The sequence below is a fragment of the Xenorhabdus thailandensis genome, from assembly GCF_037996785.1.
Taxonomy (GTDB): Bacteria; Pseudomonadota; Gammaproteobacteria; order Enterobacterales; family Enterobacteriaceae; genus Xenorhabdus; species Xenorhabdus griffiniae.
In genome coordinates, this window is record NZ_JBBMXF010000003.1 from 123,824 (window position 1) to 140,473 (window position 16,650).

The 16,650-nt window shown below is 37.7% G+C and carries 12 protein-coding genes and 3 pseudogenes; 9 read left to right on the top strand and 6 right to left on the bottom strand.

Features of this window, described 5'->3' with window-relative positions; all coding sequences use genetic code 11:
* Positions 1 to 431 precede the first annotated feature (431 nt).
* The gene (locus AAC853_RS00765; protein WP_338885687.1) at positions 432 to 1,331 is read left to right on the top strand and encodes a replication initiation protein; all 900 of its coding nucleotides are present in this window, start codon (positions 432 to 434) and stop codon (positions 1,329 to 1,331) included.
* Positions 1,332 to 2,357: 1,026 nt separating this feature from the next.
* On the opposite strand, the gene AAC853_RS00770 is transcribed toward AAC853_RS00765, so the two are convergent.
* On the bottom strand, positions 2,358 to 2,792 hold the full coding sequence (locus AAC853_RS00770) for a TetR/AcrR family transcriptional regulator (RefSeq protein WP_340613359.1): 435 nt from the start codon (positions 2,790 to 2,792) through the stop codon (positions 2,358 to 2,360).
* Positions 2,793 to 2,938: 146 nt separating this feature from the next.
* Between AAC853_RS00770 and AAC853_RS00775 the strand changes: the two genes are divergently transcribed.
* Both AAC853_RS00775 and AAC853_RS17710 read left to right on the top strand, forming a co-directional pair.
* Positions 2,939 to 3,466, top strand: a complete 528-nt coding sequence (locus AAC853_RS00775; protein WP_338885689.1) for an HPP family protein — start codon at positions 2,939 to 2,941, stop codon at positions 3,464 to 3,466.
* Between the two features lie 135 nt (positions 3,467 to 3,601).
* Positions 3,602 to 3,739, top strand: a complete 138-nt coding sequence (locus AAC853_RS17710) for an IS1 family transposase (protein ID WP_422824154.1) — start codon at positions 3,602 to 3,604, stop codon at positions 3,737 to 3,739.
* A gap of 303 nt (positions 3,740 to 4,042) precedes the next feature.
* On the opposite strand, the pseudogene AAC853_RS00780 reads toward AAC853_RS17710, so the two are convergent.
* The 4 genes and pseudogenes from AAC853_RS00780 to AAC853_RS00795 all read right to left on the bottom strand — a co-directional run bounded on the left by AAC853_RS00780 (position 4,043) and on the right by AAC853_RS00795 (position 9,013).
* Positions 4,043 to 5,078 (bottom strand): annotated as a pseudogene (locus AAC853_RS00780) (IS630 family transposase).
* Between the two features lie 329 nt (positions 5,079 to 5,407).
* Positions 5,408 to 6,421, bottom strand: a complete 1,014-nt coding sequence (locus AAC853_RS00785) for a ParB family protein (protein WP_340613361.1) — start codon at positions 6,419 to 6,421, stop codon at positions 5,408 to 5,410.
* Between the two features lie 5 nt (positions 6,422 to 6,426).
* Positions 6,427 to 7,671, bottom strand: coding sequence for an AAA family ATPase (locus AAC853_RS00790; protein WP_340613362.1), 1,245 nt, complete (start codon positions 7,669 to 7,671; stop codon positions 6,427 to 6,429).
* A 460-nt stretch (positions 7,672 to 8,131) separates the two neighbouring features.
* Positions 8,132 to 9,013, bottom strand: coding sequence for a DNA replication terminus site-binding protein (locus tag AAC853_RS00795; protein WP_340613363.1), 882 nt, complete (start codon positions 9,011 to 9,013; stop codon positions 8,132 to 8,134).
* 374 nt (positions 9,014 to 9,387) lie between these two features.
* Here AAC853_RS00795 and AAC853_RS17715 point away from each other — a divergent pair.
* A pseudogene (locus AAC853_RS17715) lies at positions 9,388 to 9,456 on the top strand (IS1 family transposase); the annotation flags it as partial.
* Positions 9,457 to 9,520: 64 nt separating this feature from the next.
* Here the strand turns inward: AAC853_RS17715 and AAC853_RS00800 are convergent.
* Positions 9,521 to 10,161, bottom strand: a pseudogene (locus tag AAC853_RS00800) (IS6 family transposase).
* 288 nt (positions 10,162 to 10,449) lie between these two features.
* Here AAC853_RS00800 and AAC853_RS00805 point away from each other — a divergent pair.
* The 5 genes from AAC853_RS00805 (at position 10,450) to AAC853_RS00825 (ending at position 16,505) form a co-directional block, all read left to right on the top strand.
* A complete protein-coding gene (locus tag AAC853_RS00805) occupies positions 10,450 to 11,679 on the top strand; it encodes an FAD-dependent monooxygenase (RefSeq protein WP_340613365.1) in 1,230 nt (409 codons plus the stop codon).
* Between the two features lie 139 nt (positions 11,680 to 11,818).
* The gene (locus tag AAC853_RS00810) at positions 11,819 to 12,388 is read left to right on the top strand and encodes a chorismate--pyruvate lyase family protein (protein ID WP_340613366.1); all 570 of its coding nucleotides are present in this window, start codon (positions 11,819 to 11,821) and stop codon (positions 12,386 to 12,388) included.
* A 45-nt stretch (positions 12,389 to 12,433) separates the two neighbouring features.
* Positions 12,434 to 13,903: a 3-deoxy-7-phosphoheptulonate synthase class II gene (locus tag AAC853_RS00815; RefSeq protein ID WP_340613367.1), complete on the top strand. Its 1,470-nt coding sequence runs from the start codon at positions 12,434 to 12,436 to the stop codon at positions 13,901 to 13,903.
* 11 nt (positions 13,904 to 13,914) lie between these two features.
* The gene (locus AAC853_RS00820) at positions 13,915 to 15,717 is read left to right on the top strand and encodes an FAD-dependent oxidoreductase (protein WP_340613369.1); all 1,803 of its coding nucleotides are present in this window, start codon (positions 13,915 to 13,917) and stop codon (positions 15,715 to 15,717) included.
* A complete protein-coding gene (locus AAC853_RS00825; protein ID WP_340613370.1) occupies positions 15,714 to 16,505 on the top strand; it encodes an SDR family NAD(P)-dependent oxidoreductase in 792 nt (263 codons plus the stop codon). Before AAC853_RS00820 ends, AAC853_RS00825 begins: the two co-directional genes overlap by 4 nt.
* Positions 16,506 to 16,650: the final 145 nt, after the last annotated feature.

Sequence of the window (16,650 nt, forward strand, 5' to 3'; positions counted from 1 at the left end):
AGTAGTTGTTATATTCTCCTTCCGTTTTTATGAAAAAGGATTAGTTAAGGGTTTATATAATAACCAAAGTTGCTATTGAAAGAATTTTTGGTTATTACATAAACAGTGTTACTGCAGTAAGAAATAAAGTTATCCACGTTATTAACAAAGTGGATCTAATTATAGGATCTTAATTGATCTAAAAAGGATCTATAAAAAGATCTTAAAGGATCTAAGATCTAAAAAATTTTTATTAAACAAATTCTTACAGAACTTTTTGTTCCTCTAAACATGCTGTTTTGTTCCTCTAAATATGTGATTTGTTCTTGCAATCATGTCATCTGTTCTCCTAAATATGCTAATCTGTTCCTCTAAATATGCTATAAATGTTCCTGTAAACATGTAAATGTCCTTTTCTTTGTGGGTAAATGAACATTCTGGGATAATTTAAAATGTCTAAAGATATTAATGATATAGGTATATCTGTTGAGTATTTGAATAAGTCAACTGGCGAAATAGAATATATTTCATCCACAAGCACAAGATCTATTCAGCCGCTTTCTCTCTTAAGGTTGAGCGTTTTCTGTCCTGTCGGTATGCGAGAGAAGAAAAATGTTGCTAACCGAACGATGGATGCTTCTGAAGAGCTTCGTAATTTGGAGATAGTGAATAAGGAAGGTTATAATAAAGTGACGATAAGCGGCCCAAAGCTCGATATGGATACTGATTTTCGGGTCTGGGTTGCTATTATTTCTGCGCTTACTCAATATCCTCTTGTGGAAAATCAGATTTCAATGCCTTTTACTGATTTTGCTCGGCTTTGTGAGTTCAGTACACGACAGGTGAATAAAAACCTTAAAGAAAGAATTGCAAAATCGTTGCGTAAGATTACATCTACTTCGTTGTCTGTGTATAAAGACATGGGAGAAGAAATAATCAGTGCAACTACTCACCTCATTAATTTTTCTAAAGTTGATACTGCTAAAAATGAAGTCGTTCTTGAATACAATCCGGGTTTAAAAGATCTTTACGATATTGACTTGAAGCGTGTGCTTAAATTGAAGGTATTTCCAGCGATTAAACGTGATGAAGTGGCCAAGGCGATTTATATTTTTCTAGAAGGGTTGCCGAACAATCAAGTCCAGGTTGTGTCTTTCGACAGGCTTATGAAACGTTTGAATATGCGTTCTGAACCCAGAAAACAACTGATGATTGTGCGTCGTGCTATGAAATTGTTAGAAGAAGTCAAATATTTAACTTATACCGAAGGCTATAAGGTGAGAGGAGGAAAACGTCAGGTCTATTTTTCGATCAATTCTCGTGATCCAGATCTAACTGAGACAGAAGACTGATAGATTTTTTTAATAATAGAAGGTATTTTGAATATATTGCAATTTTATGTTGCCTTTTTTGATAATGCATGTTAATTAACTATTTGTAATTAAATGATTTTTTCAAAAATGTTCCTCTGAACATGTATTTTTATATCCTCAAAGGAGGAGCAATTGGCTGTTTTATTATCGATCTGTTTTTGCAAATATGCAGTAAACGGGAATGTTCCTGCAAATATGCTGTTTGTTGCCTGGCCGTAAGCGCATATTTAGAGGAACAATTGGCTGTTTTATTATCAGTTTGTTCTTGCAAGTATGCAGTAAACGGGAATGTTCCTGCAAATATGCTGTTTGTTGCCTGGCCGTAAGCGCATATTTAGAGGAACAATTGGCTGTTTTATTATCAGTTTGTTCTTGCAAATATGCAGTAAACGGGAATGTTCCTGCAAATATGCTGTTTGTTGCTTGGCCGTAAGCGCATATTTAGAGGAACAATTGGTTGTTTTATTATCAGTTTGTTCTTGCAAGTATGCAGTAAACGGGAATGTTCCTGCAAATATGCTGTTTGTTGCCTGGCCGTAAGCGCATATTTAGAGGAACAATTGGCTGTTTTATTATCAGTTTGTTCTTGCAAATATGCAGTAAACGGGAATGTTCCTGCAAATATGCTGTTTGTTGCTTGGCCGTAAGCGCATATTTAGAGGAACAATTGGTTGTTTTATTGTCAATCCGTTCTTACAAATATGTTGTTTGCCTATGTTACTATCTTACCAAGTTCAGGCTTTGCGCTGATTCCCTTGAAAAGTTCATTCATATGTTATTCATTACTCTATGTGGGTAGGCTCTGGGACATGGTAATCATTGTTTAATATGATCATTTGAATCAAAATTAAACATACTATTAATCATCATGGCATTCGAGTTCTTTTCTCTGAAAAATCAGAAAAAGCAAGGACTTTTACGCCTAAGCGATAAATTTCCTCATATCCCACTACTTCTCCAAATTCTGCTCTGACAATCATACCTTCTAGAAAGGTCATAATAGCTTTAGTTTTTAGCTTCTATTCCTGGTTGCCTAGATTCAAATACTGAAAACAGCAATGATTCAAACCAAGCCTTATGTTGTAATGCTTGCTGTGTGAGTTTTTCATCAAATCCCTTAAACTCTGCCAAAGCATGCATGAACATGCATCCTTTAAAATCGACAAATCTAAACCAAGAGAAGTGCCAGTCCAGAATGGCATTCAATCGACTCTCGGTATTCGACGCAGCAGATACCGCCTCTGTTAGTCCTTTTTCAAAAAACTGATGTCTCCTAACGAGAACTGCTTCTATGAGTTTATTTTTGGAACCAAAATATCGATACATTGATGTTTTGGAAATTTGTGCCTTGTCTCGGATTAAATCGACCCCAACAGATGTATAGCCAAATTCATTAAATAAAGTTTCGGCTGTATCCAGAACGTGTTCTCTCTTATTCATCATAATCACTTATCAAATTTTATAAATTAAATGTTGTCCCAATGTGTACAGATCTGTATTATTCTCTTTGAGTGTACAGATCTGTACATAAAATTATAGCACAGTGCTAGATGGTATTTTCGTGACCTTTTTAAGGAAATGTAAAAATGAAGAAACTACGAGGTGGTGGAGCACTTCCTCCAAAACCGAAATTTATCCAACTAATGAAAGGATTAGTCGGCGGTTTTTTCGGTATTTTGACTCTTGGTGCTCTAAGCCAACTGACTGACAGCCCTTGGCTAATGGCCCCTTTTGGTGCTACATGCGTGATCCTATTTGCGGCACCTGCCTCGCCGTTGGCACAACCACGCAATGTTATTATTGGTCACCTAGTTACCTCAGCTGTAGGATTGATTGCCTTATATGGCTTTGGAGATTCCATTATCGTGATGTCATTGGCAGTTGGTGTTGCTATTATGTTGATGCAATACCTCCGTGTAGTACATCCACCCGCTGGTGCTAACCCGTTAGTGATCATTCTTACTGGGCAAGGTGTTGTAGGGTTTGATTATTTATTTATGCCTGTACTGATTGGTAGCGTTGTTTTAGTTGTGATCGCATCAGTTGTTAATAATTATGGGGAAGATGGACGCTGGCCGGTTTATTGGCATGGTTTAAGTCGCAGGAAGGAATAGTAATTATGCCTAAGCGTGCTCTTACGCTTAGGATGCAATAGCCTGAAGAAGTGGTAAGGAAAATAGCTGCAAAATTAGGATCGTGATATCAATTTATTATATAATGCATAGTATGCTTATTTGGAGGATATTTAGATGGCACAGATTGATGTGACCTGCCCATCTTGTTGTGCAGTTAAAGGAATTCACCGTAATGGGCATTCCCGCTTGGGTCATCAACGAACGTTATCTTTACCAGTCCTACCGCCATTCGTTCACTTATGCCGCCTGTAGTCCCGGTACACATAAGCAAATGGACCTACAGGTTGAACATGTTGCCTTTTTATATTAAGGCTCGGTTAAATTCTGGATTGTTGCTAGAAAATCTTCTTTTGCTTCTTTCTTTAGTAAATTATTCGCAGAGAATCCATAGACTGGAATACTTATATTATCCATCCAAGCGAGTATAGCTAATACTCCCACTACCATCATGAACAAAGAGTGAAGTTATACTTTCCCATCGTTACGAATGGAGAAATCAGTTAGAATATTGATTTAAATTGCCGCCAGATTGTATGGATATAGCTAAATAAGCTTTCATAATAACGATACACTCATTTTTTTCATTCCCGGTTGTTGCCCGAATGAAAATGCAATCATAAATTCTTCAACGCACGCTAAGAGTTGCCACATATACTGACAGCAATGATTTCGGGTGACGGTTTCATGCAAGGATTGCCACAAGCGTTCAATCTTATTTAGCCATGGCGAATAGACCGGTAAAAATAACAGGTTAAATTGAGGATTTTGTTTTAGCCATTCCCTGACCTTATGGCTTTTGTGAATACCATAATTATCCAAAACCAACGTGATACTTTTGGCTTGGCGATACTGACGATTAATTTTCTATAACATATTGATAAATAAGTATTTTTCTTTATACCACCGACATAGGTCACTTGACCTGTTCGGGCATCAAGGCAGCCTGCAAGGGAGTGCTTTGGTTTTTCCCCGGCGTCATCACGCGTTTTTGTTGTCCTTTTAGACACCAGTCTGCCCCGATTTTAGGATTCAGATCGATATCGACTTCATCTTCATAAAAAACAATATGTTGCTCTGATACGTTGGCTAAGGCTTCGGTGATTTTTGCCATTTTTTCGTCATACTCCGGATCAGGCTTTTTGACAGTAGGCGCTGCTCTTCGCCAGACAATACCCACCTGACAAAAGTAACGATAAAGCGTACTTTTCGACAGTGATAACCCTAATAATTCATTGATTATCTGAGTGATAAGTTCAATACTCCAGCGTGAACGCAAACAGTCAAAATCCTGCGGGGAGTGTGATAATAAGAACGACAACAAGCTAAAAATCGAGGCTAAATTCCATCGAGCAGGCCTTCCTCTCGGTAAGCTTTTTAATCCTTCCAGCCCATATAACGTTAACCAATTTATCCAGCGATGGACGGAAGAACGTGAACAATGAAGGGTTCTGGCGATGTAAGAAACGGTCTGACCTTCATGTAACATCAAGAGTGCCATGAGTCGGCGGGCATAATCTTTATCCCGAGTTTTATGAATAAATTTTTTCATCTGACGTCGTTCATTTCGGGGTATTGGTGCTATGATTCGCATCACTCAGTCCATTTTGGGATTTTTTTGATTTGGCGATTAATCAGATCGCAAAAATTGGGCTGAGTTCCCTTCAAGTGATCTACTATTTTGAAAGCTTATTTAGCTTTCTAATTGTTTTCCTATTTAAAGCGTGGTGAGAAAGAAGGTTGTTTTTGACCAGAATACGCGGCGAAAAATAGAAATAAAAATCACATAACTATTTGTATATAATGAAATTAATTTATTTTTTCTCTGGCGAACAAGGGGGTTGTATTTAAGATGTAAAAAAAACCCCACTAGCGAATACTTGTGGGGCTATGACAACCACCAATAGGTAAACTGGCAGGAGATCACTTTTCCGTGGAATTTGCCTTATTCATCTTTTGAACGATAAGGCGCTCAATTTCGTCAATCAAGCTCTGATTAATACGGTTGAATTCAATCTTCACTTTTCGGCCATTAGCACTGCGGCTTATGCGAGCATACTTATCTTTATTTTCGTAGGTGACTAAGTCAACCGTTTTCCACCCTTTTGCTGGAGTGGCAGCGGTCAGTAATTCTAATGCTGCAATCAGGTCTTCCAGAATAATGCGTTGCTTCTCTGGGATATCATCTATCACTATATTATCGGTATCCTTATCAATTTCAGCGCAGAGAATATCGAGCTCAATTTTGTTCTTCTCAGCTTCTTTCTGGATTTTAGCCAGACGTGAGTAGAATGTATTTGGGATCCCTTCGCAGTCAGGGAAAATCATAATCAAGCGCTCATCAATCTGCGCTGCCTGAACACGCTTACGGATTGATTCGGCACTCACACCTACGTGTTGAGCCAACTCATCGTTAGTCGTGTAGCCTTTAGAAGCCATTATCTCCAGATATTGCTTACCAACTTCACGGTAAGAGAATTTACGGGAGCTTTGTGCTGCGTTGATAATAGCGTTAACGTCTTCGGTAGTCAGATCATCAGGCAGTACCCATAACGGTAGGTCAGCTTTCACTTTGATACAACAGTAGCGGCGACGGCTACCCTCTATGAGGTAATATTTGTTATCACGTTTAACAGCAACGCCTTCAGTATCAACACCACGTTCCTGAATCTGCCTCAAGATATCGCGCATTGAATTTTCATCTAGCGCATCCTGGTTACGTGGATTAAGTTCGTGGACAACGGTCTGGACAGCAACTTTGTCAGCGTTGATAATGACGTGCTCAGCCTCAACTTTGCGCCCACTCTGCAGCGTGAATTCGCGCTTGAACTTAGCTCCACTCTTAAGCGGAGGTAATCCGCTCCTCTGCTCGAAGCTGGTTCTTTTCTGTCCACCCAAATACATATCTTTGCTACTACCACGTTCTACGTTTGTCATTGTTATTACTCACCTTTCGCAGAGAACCTTTTAATTTCATTTATAAATTGCTGATATACCGAAGTTATAGACATCTCAGCTGTATCAAACTGTTTAGGTGGACACAGTTCTTCGGATTTTTTAATGTCCAGCACTGTACGTCCCTTTTCCGCCGCAGCAACAAAGGCTTCGGAGTGTTTGATATTTGTGGTCATGAACTTGTCTTGCACAGTACGAACCAACTTATTTAACGTTCTGATTTCATGCTGGCTCTTATCATCCACATTAACAGCCAGCACTTTCATCCACTTGATGTTTTCTCCCTGGGACGGAAGTTGCTTCAGGCGAGTTGCAATTGTCAGCATATAGTTTGTGGTTGAAGCAAAGTCATATTCGCGTGGGGTGATTGGCACCAGCAGACCGTCAGCTGCTTCGTTCGTTGACCAGACGATTGGTGAGTCTTGTGGAGGTGTATCGATAAATATTAAATCATATTTGTTTTTCAGCACTGGCATAACGACGTCACGGAAACGCGTTAGTAGACGGTTACGGGCTTCTTTGTCCAGACGCCAATATGTGTCGGTAAAACGGTCATCTGTAGGGAATGCTGTGATCACATCTAGATTAGGCAAATGCGTAGAGAATGGGATGTTAGCGATGATATCTTCTTCAGAATAACCAGCAGTAATGTATTGTGCGTAATCCCCCTCCTCTTCGTATTTAGCAAGAAGGATATCAGTTATGGTTAGGTATACGTTATCTTCACTAGTGGAACGGATCAGGTTGCTACCGATTGAGCCTTGTGGATCCAGATCCACAATACAAACCCGCGCATTCAGATTCAGGTCTAGCGCTGCCGCGGTTGCCAACGTAACTGTAGTTGTACTCTTCCCTGTTCCACCTTTATGGTTTTCAGTCACGATAACGCGCGGCACGTACATTTCGTTGTAGCGCGGTATTTTTAGTTCAGCCATGATAGTCTGAACATCAAAGCGAGTATAAAGATGGTTTTTGTTCTGAAAGATAGGTTCGCTAATCAGTTTTTTCTTTTCCATCTCTGACAGGATCTTACTGAAGGTGTTTCTGGACTTACCGAAAAAATCGGCCAGCGCGCTTTTATTCATGCAGTGGTTGTAGATGAGACGGTCTAAACCTTTCACTTGTTCATCAGATACATTCACACGACTGGATTCACTGATTGAATCCTTGAGCGAAAGTTGTTCGCTCTTCATACGCTGTCCGATCATTAAAATATCGTCTAATATGCTCATAAGTATCTCCTTACCATTTTAGTGCGTTACTAACGATAATTGAGCATTAAATAAATAATAATTGCATTATAATGCACACTCAACTAATTCGGTGAATTTTATTGCATTATTAAATCAATAACATATTATTAATATGTTGACTTTGAGAAAAATCCGCTGTAAACCCACATTTCCAATACGAGCGGGGGAACAGTCACCATTACGCTGCTTTGGCGAAAAAAAAGGATAAAAATAATATAACTATATGTATATATTAAAATTAATGGTTTTATATCTTGGCGAACAAGGGGGTTGTTTTTTAGATCGCACTCTTCTTCATTTATCATTTGGCATTCATCTCCACAATATTTCTTTAGTGGCCAGACGCTACGCCTGAAACCTTCTATGATAAGAATTGGCTGATCTTTCTTCCAGAGTTTACTATAACTTGACCGTCACGGATCTCTATCCTGCGTCATTGCTATTCAGGGAAAGATTCGATGGTGACACCTGCGAAAGTGCCAAGAATTTTGGACGCTATTTTGTCAGAGCGTGTTTTCCGGTGGTTGGATGCATCAAAGCTCTTGAGCATTTTGATTTGGACTTCATCGTCCTGGAGCAGAAGTAAAGGCATTGGTGCTGTCACCGTTTTTAGCCCTTCTGTGACCATAACGTTTGCTACTGGCTGGACTTTTACTTCCCTGCGTTCTCGCAATAACGGTTCCGGTGTTTTCGCTATTTTCTGAATGAGCTGCTCAAGGTGGAGCTGGTAGTCAGGCTCTGAACGTTCCAGTTCCTCATGGATCCGTTGAAGAAGCTCTGCTTTCACTGCTTTTTTCAGAGCATCCTTCCGCTGCCAGGTAAACCGGATAGAAGAGACATCACCCTGACCATAGCAACGGATCTGCCTGTAAAGATGAAGGGTCATCACTCCAGGGCACTCAGCCCTGAGCGCTTCAAAACGTTCCTGCTTGGTTTGGTATGTCGAGACGACAAACTCTTTTATACCGGTTTTAGCTGCATTGATACGCTCGACCAGAGCCTGGATTTCATCTGTGGTTCCGGTTCCGGTCACAGAAGAAGAAAACCAAAGTACCCCCACAGTACGCCGGGTAGATTTTTGAGAATAATTCAGGTTGATATGGAGATCTTGGTAACAAGCAGCTGCGATCGCCAGTGCTTCGCTCCCCGTTTTTTCTGTCACGATAATCTTCCTAACTGGCGCGTTCTCCATTCCTTTGAGTGTGGGAGGGATGGCCGTCACTCGTACGTTTCGAGGTGGCAGCCGTTTAATAAGAGATGTGAGTTGCTTTAGATCGCGGCATATGGCCGAGTATTGTTCTGAAATGAAGGTGTTAGCCATGTTGTTGCCTGCTTATGAGTTTGTTCTAACAGAGCATTGCTCATAATATAAATATAATTAGACCATCATGCAATTAGGCAAAAAAGAACTAATACTAATAATTGAACAAAAGATTACGGCTCTATTCAATCAAGAGAGTATAAAAATCTGTGGGGCACTTTATTAAATTAGCGATAGAATAATCAAGTAAACGTTTTTGGGGGTTGTAAGCTGGAACCGTCCAAAATTTGTCAGATTAATTTCAAGCCTTTTATCATCGCATCCAGGTCAATATTTTTCCTTCACTATTAAAGGCATAAATCCTTACAAAATTAGGTCACACATGCAATTTGTTGTTTCTTGTGTATGTTTCCTACTTTTTCTAAGGACATGAGATGGCAATGGTAGGAGTGAAGTGTCGATTTTGTCAACAAACTGAGTCGGTAAGAAAACATGGCACAGGCTAAGGTGAACGTCAGCGTTATCATTGCCTATCTGGTTCTGTCGTATTAACAGAGAAACTCTGAGTCAATGTGGGATTGGTTGTATTTTATGCAACATCGAAACGAGCTCTATCCCCGCTAAAATCGTTTGAGTCAGGCGAAACGATTTAAAACCTAACATCGGCCGTATCCGACGTTTGATATTGCGGTGATCTTGCTCCACTAAGTTGTTCAGGTATTTACTCTGTCGGATAGGATGGTTTCTTCTTTGGGTCTGTCGGCGTCGAGCGTCGCCAGTGCGGTGGTATTCGCTCCACTGTTATCAAGAATCACGACCTCAGGCTCACCGTGATGGCGGATCGCCTTGCGAAAGAAGCGCAATGCGGCGGGAGCACCCCGTTTAGCCATCAGCAGAAAGTTGCTAGTTTGCCCGGTCGTATCGACTGCTCGGTACAGATATTTCCAGTGTCCTTTAATTTTGATATAGGTTTCGTCCATGCGCCAGCGACGACCTACAAGACGTTTATGTCGATGAAAAGCTTTGCCCAGCAATGGGGTAAGCTTGATAACCCAGCGATACAGAGTGGCGTGGTCGACCTCAATACGGCGCTCAGATTTCTTCGAGATTGCGCAGGCTTAGCGCATAAGATAGGTACCGGCGGACCACTGAGTGATGATATCAATGGGGTAATGTAAACGTTTGAAGACTTTTCGAATTAAAGACACGGCTCACTCTGCAAAAGGTCACATATTACCTGATCTCCCTTTAATGCGACAGAACCCTTTGAAACCACATCTATAGGCTCTGATTTCTTAGCAAGATTGCCACGTTCTTATCCTATATAATTGAATTATATTCAATACACTATGTAAAAATAATCACTAATATTTTTTTGAAAAAAAATACAATTAATATTACCATCAAAAAATAATAGATAAGTAAGGAATACTTATAAACAAAAATATTATATAAAGCATAATTTCTAAAAATATATTTTATAAAATGGATAGATGATGAGTGATATAATTATTATTGGAGCAGGTATTTCTGGTTTAACTCTGGCATTAGCTATGCACTCTAGAGGAATGTCAGCAAAGATATTTGAATCTGTAAGTCGAATAGAGCCTCTAGGAGTAGGTATAAACATTCAACCTTATGCAACTAAAGTATTTCACGAACTTGATCTACTGGATACATTAACTAGTAGCTCTATAATCACTAAGGAAATGGTATTTTTCAACAAATATGGGCAAAAAATACATTCTTCACCTCTTGGGAAAAATGCAAATAAAGAATATCCACAAATATCAATCCACCGCGGTATTTTGCAACAAACACTATTGAATGCTGTGAAAGATAGACTCGGAAATGATTCTATTATTACGGGCAGAAAACTTATTAAGTTTTCACAAAAAAACACACATGTTAACGCCACGTTTATAAACTCAAATAATAAAAAAGAGTATTTTCATATAAAGTGCAAAGCTTTAATTGGGGCTGATGGCGTTCACTCGAGAGTTTATGAACATCTTTATCCTAATGGCCCCAGGCTAAAATCAGTTGGTGTTCATATGTGGCGAGGTGTCTCGATACACCCTAAGTTTCTTACAGGCGAAAGTATGGTTCGAGTCGGCATTCCGTCTCATGGTAAATTAGTTATCTACCCTATAAAAGATAATGTCAATTCTCAGGGTGATCAGTTAATAAATTGGGTTGCGGAAATTGATTCTAATATTTGTGAAGATGCATTAGAAGGTGATATTGATAGCAAAAAATATTTAGCAAATTTTTTTTCGTCTAGAAAATTTGACTGGTTAGATATTTCAAATTTAATCGAAAACTCAAAAGAAAAAATTATATCAATGCCTATGATGGATCGTGATCCATTATTACAATGGCAAACTGGCCTAATTACATTAATTGGTGATGCTGCACATCCTATGGTTCCTGTTGGTTCAAATGGAGCAGGCCAAGCGATTCTTGATGCTGATAGCTTAGCTGAAATGCTTTCCAAAACTTCAAAAATTCAAGATGCATTATATTATTTCGAGAAAGATCGGAGAGAATATACATCCAACATAGTTCTTGGAGATAGACTTGATCTACCAGACAGAATTATTATGGAAGTAGACAAAAGAAGTAATGGAGCCCCATTTCATGATATATCAAAAATTATTTCTAGTGAAGAAGCCATGAAGCTTTCAGTACCAAATTATCAGAATAAAGCGGATAAAATATTGTAATAACATATTTTTAAATACATGCAATATATCACTTAAAATAAACAAACTTCAAATAATTTATATTTATTTTAATAATTGATTATTTTATATTTTATACGGGTAGACAATAATAAATTTTAATTTTTTCAGAGAAAATAAAATGGAAAATTTAACTAATTGGTCTATTTATCCAACTGAATATTATTCCGAGATTGAAATTTTTTGGTTATCCACTCACGGTTCTCTTACGTCAAAGTTAAGAACTCTGGGTGATTACTCAATAGAGTTAATCAATCAATGGGAATGTCCAGCAACTTCTCATGATGCTCGAATTTTAAACTTATCCATTGGTTCATCAATATGGATTCGTGAAGTACTAATGTGTATTGATAATACACCATGTGTCACAGCTCGGAGTTTGACTTCTATACAATCATTACAACATGATTGGATCGAATTGACGAATTATGGAAGTTCCCCTCTGGGAAACATTTTGTATAACGACAAAACAATCCAAAGGTCAGCTTTTGAATATGCTTTCCTAGTACCAGGAGATCCACTAGAGAAATTATCTAGAGAATTTGATAATAAAGAAAAAACACTAATAGCAAGACGTTCGAAATTTAGCCGAAACGACTCTATCCTATGTATTTCAGAATGTTTTTTAAACACATTCTGGAATGGTTATGCAAATAATATAAAAGAGTTGTCATTAGACATTTATAGCTAGAGATAATCATTTCCTAATATAAACATTAAATTAATAGGTTTGAAAATGACAACTCTAATTCCTAGAGCAAGTTTATCGACAAAAAGTAGATTACAGAATATTGAAACAGAATTTATTTCCTCAGAAAAATCTATAGACAATAAGGTTAAACACAAACCCTTTACAGCCATAGCTGAAAATGATATTGCTTGGAGTCCAGTATCTTGGAGACAAAAATCGGCAATACAGCAGCCTTCATATGAAAATGAAATTGAACTAGCAGAAAGTGTTGAACAACTTATGCACTGGCCATCTATTGTAACTTCGGAAGAAGTACTAAAATTAAAACAGTTGATTGCAGATGCACAGGAAGGAAAAAACTTTATTATTCAAGGTGGAGATTGTGCAGAAAGTTTTGATGAGTGCACTTCTGAATTTATAACGAGTAAAGTAAAAACTCTACTTCAAATGAGCTTCATACTTTCTCATGGATTACAACTACCAATTATACCTATAGGTCGTTTTGCAGGGCAATATGCAAAACCACGCTCAAACGATACAGAAACAAAAAACGGGATTACTCTACCGAGTTTTAGAGGTGATATAGTTAATAGCAGCGAATTTAGCGCAAGCGCACGTCGCGCTGATCCTCGACGATTAATCCAAGCACACTATCATTCCGCAATGGCTATGAATTTAGCTAGAGCACTTGTGAAAGATGATTTAATAAATTTATATAAATCAGAAAGTTGGGAATTAGATTGGATTAATCAATCTAAAAACCATAAAGAATATAAAGATATAGCTAATTCAATTATAATTGACCATCATTTAAATAATAATATATTTTCGTCAAACTATTATTTCACCTCTCATGAGGCTCTTTTATTACAATATGAAGAGACACAAACACGTTTCATTTCTAACAAAAAGAGCGGATGGTTTAATCTTTCTACTCATTTCCCTTGGATTGGAATGCGTACTGCAGCATTGGATGGCTCCCATATAGAATATTTCAGAGGTATTCAAAATCCAATTGCTGTCAAAATCGGACCATCAATAAAACCAGATGAATTAATACGTCTTATAGACATTCTTAATCCACACGAAGAACCAGGACGGTTAACATTTATTACTCGCATGGGATGTGATCGAATTGCAAAAAACTTGCCACCTCTTCTTAAAGCTGTACAAAATGAAGGCCGACGTGTTCTTTGGATTTGTGATCCTATGCATGGAAACACAGAAAATTCCTCAAATGGTTATAAAACTCGTCGCTTAAATAATATATTTAGTGAGTTGGAACAAGCTTTTGATATACACGCATCTACAAATAATAATCTTGGTGGGATTCACATTGAGTTGACTGGAGAGGATGTAAGTGAATGTTTAGGGGGAGCCAGAAATTTGAGTGAAATCGATTTACCTCGTACTTATAAAACAGCAGTAGACCCCCGACTCAATTATGAACAATCATTAGAGCTAGCCATGATGATAACATGTAAGTTAAATAAATATCCTCGTATTTCTATGTAAAGAGAACCCCAATGAAATATGTTAAATCAAAAAAATTAGCTCAGATAGAAACAGATGTACTTATAGTTGGTAGTGGTCCAGCAGGTGCTTCCGCTGCTTTGTTTTTAAGTAATTATGGCATTAAAACTACTGTCATAACAAAATATCGCTGGCTTGCAGATACACCAAGGGCTCATATAACTAACCAACGAACTATGGAAATATTACAAGATGCAGGTATTTTGGATGAAGTACTTGCTGATTCCGTTCCTAATTATTTGATTGGAAATAGTATTTTATGTGAAAGCTTAACAGGTCGTGAAATTGGACGGATCAAATCATGGGGAGCAGCTTCTAGTCGGATATCTGAATACAAACTCAATAGTCCTTTTGAAATATGTGATATTCCACAAAATTATCTTGAACCTATTTTGATATCTAACGCAGTAAAAAAAGGTGCAAATGTTAGATTTTCGACTGAATTTATTTCATTAACGCAAGATGATGAAAATGTTTATGCCACTATTAAAGATAAAATAACGGATAAAAAATATTTAGTCAAAGCAAAGTACCTTATTGGTGCTGATGGTGGGCGAAGTTGTGTTGCTAATTCAATTGGTCTCCCAATGATTGGAGAAATGGGGCTAGCCGGTAGCATCAATATTCTCTTTAAAGCAGATCTCACAAAGCATGTAGCCCATCGACCAAGTGCCCTTTTTTGGATGTTGAACCCAGAAGCACGCATTGGAGGCCTAGGGGTTGGATTGCTTCGAATGGTTCGCCCATGGAATGAATGGCTATGTGTTTGGAGCTACGATATTTCACATCCTAAACCTGAATTAACCGAAACGGAAGCAATTGATGTCATCCATAAGATATTGGGTGAATCAGAAACATCTATTAATATTACCTCAATATCAACTTGGTCAGTTAACAAAGCCTATGCAGATTATTATTCTTCAGGGCGTGTGTTTTGCGTTGGGGATGCAGTACACAGGCATCCTCCAAATAACGGGCTTGGATCAAACACGTCAATTCAAGACTCTTATAATTTAGCTTGGAAAATGGCATACGTTTTAAAAGAAATTGCTGGAAAAAGATTACTTGATACATATTCAATAGAACGGGCTCCAATTGGAAAAGCAATCGTATTGAGAGCAATAGAAAGTATAAAAGAAACAAAAGAATTACTTTCTGTGATTGAGCCAAATGGTTGTAGCGGAAAATTAGATATTGACAGTTTATTCGATAAATCAGCTACTGGCACTGCTGTAAGAGATAAGCTCGCACTGGCTATTGAGAAAAAAAATAATGAATTTAACTGTCTTGGTATTGAATCTAATATAGCTTACCAATCAGCTGCTGTGGTTAATGGTGTAAATGTTGATTTTAAAATCATTGATCAAATTCACTCTGTATTTCACTCAAAAATTATTGCAGGAGCAAGAATTCCTCATGTTTGGATCACAAAAAAAGGAAAAGAAATTTCCACGCTAGATTTAATTGGGAAAGGTAAGTTTACTCTTCTTGTAGGTAACGCTTGCTATGACTGGGCTGAAACAGCTATAAAAGTGGCATCAGATTTATCCATACCATTAAGTTGCTACAGAATTGGTTATTACGAAGAGATTCAAGATATATATTTTGATCTTAAAAATCGAATAGGATTTAAAGAAAGTAATTTTATTATTATTAGACCGGATGGACATGTTGCATGGTTTGGAGAATTAAAAGACAATCCGCCTGAAAAGATAAATAATGTTTTTAAAGACATTCTTCAAATAGAAGATTGCGATGACTCTAATCAGAATATAGATAAAAAGGAAGTGATATGATATTATTCAACAATGAACACTTGGCTATAGTATCTGGTTCTACAAGAGGGATTGGTTTTGCTATCGCTGAATCACTTTATAAAGAAGGTATATCTGTAATTATAAATGGACGAACATCAGAATCTATTTCATTAGCTATCAAAAAATTAAAATCATCAAACCCTAACGCTAGTGGAAAATTAATTCCTTTTGTTGCAAATCTTTGTGATTCAAATGAAGTATCGAGATTGTATGAAGCTTATCCTAATATTGATATTGTAGTTAATAATATAGGTATCTACGGTGCTGCAGAATTTGAAGAAATTACCGACAACGAATGGATGAAACTGTTTGAAATAAACGTGATGAGTGGGGTTATTCTTTCAAGAAAATATCTTCCATTGATGAAAGATAGAGGGTGGGGGCGTATAGTTTTTATTAGTAGTGAAAGTGCTATCCAAATACCAAAAGAAATGATTCATTATGGTATGACTAAAACAGCACAACTAGCCATCTCGAGAGGGCTTGCTGAAACATGTGTGAATACTGGTGTTACAGTGAATTCTATTTTACCTGGTCCAACACTGACAGATGGAGTTAAAAATTTTGTTAAAGGACTTGGTGGAAAGAGTATAGAAGAATTCACAGAAGAGTATTTCGAAACACTTCGCCCTAGCTCCATCATAAAACGCTTCCAAAGTCCAGAAGAAATTGGCGATGCAGTGGCATTTGTATGTAGTGAGCGTGCCGCATCAATTAATGGGGCTGCTTTTCGTGTTGACGGAGGAGTGGTTAAAGCATGCTTCTAGAAGACATCCTTTGTGTTTATTTCCTTTCAACTTATATTATTTATTATTAGATCTAATTCTCGAGCCTAATTGCGGAATGTATAAAACATAAAAATAGAATAATATATCCAGTACCTAGGAGCTGTTGACGTTTTGCAAGGGATTA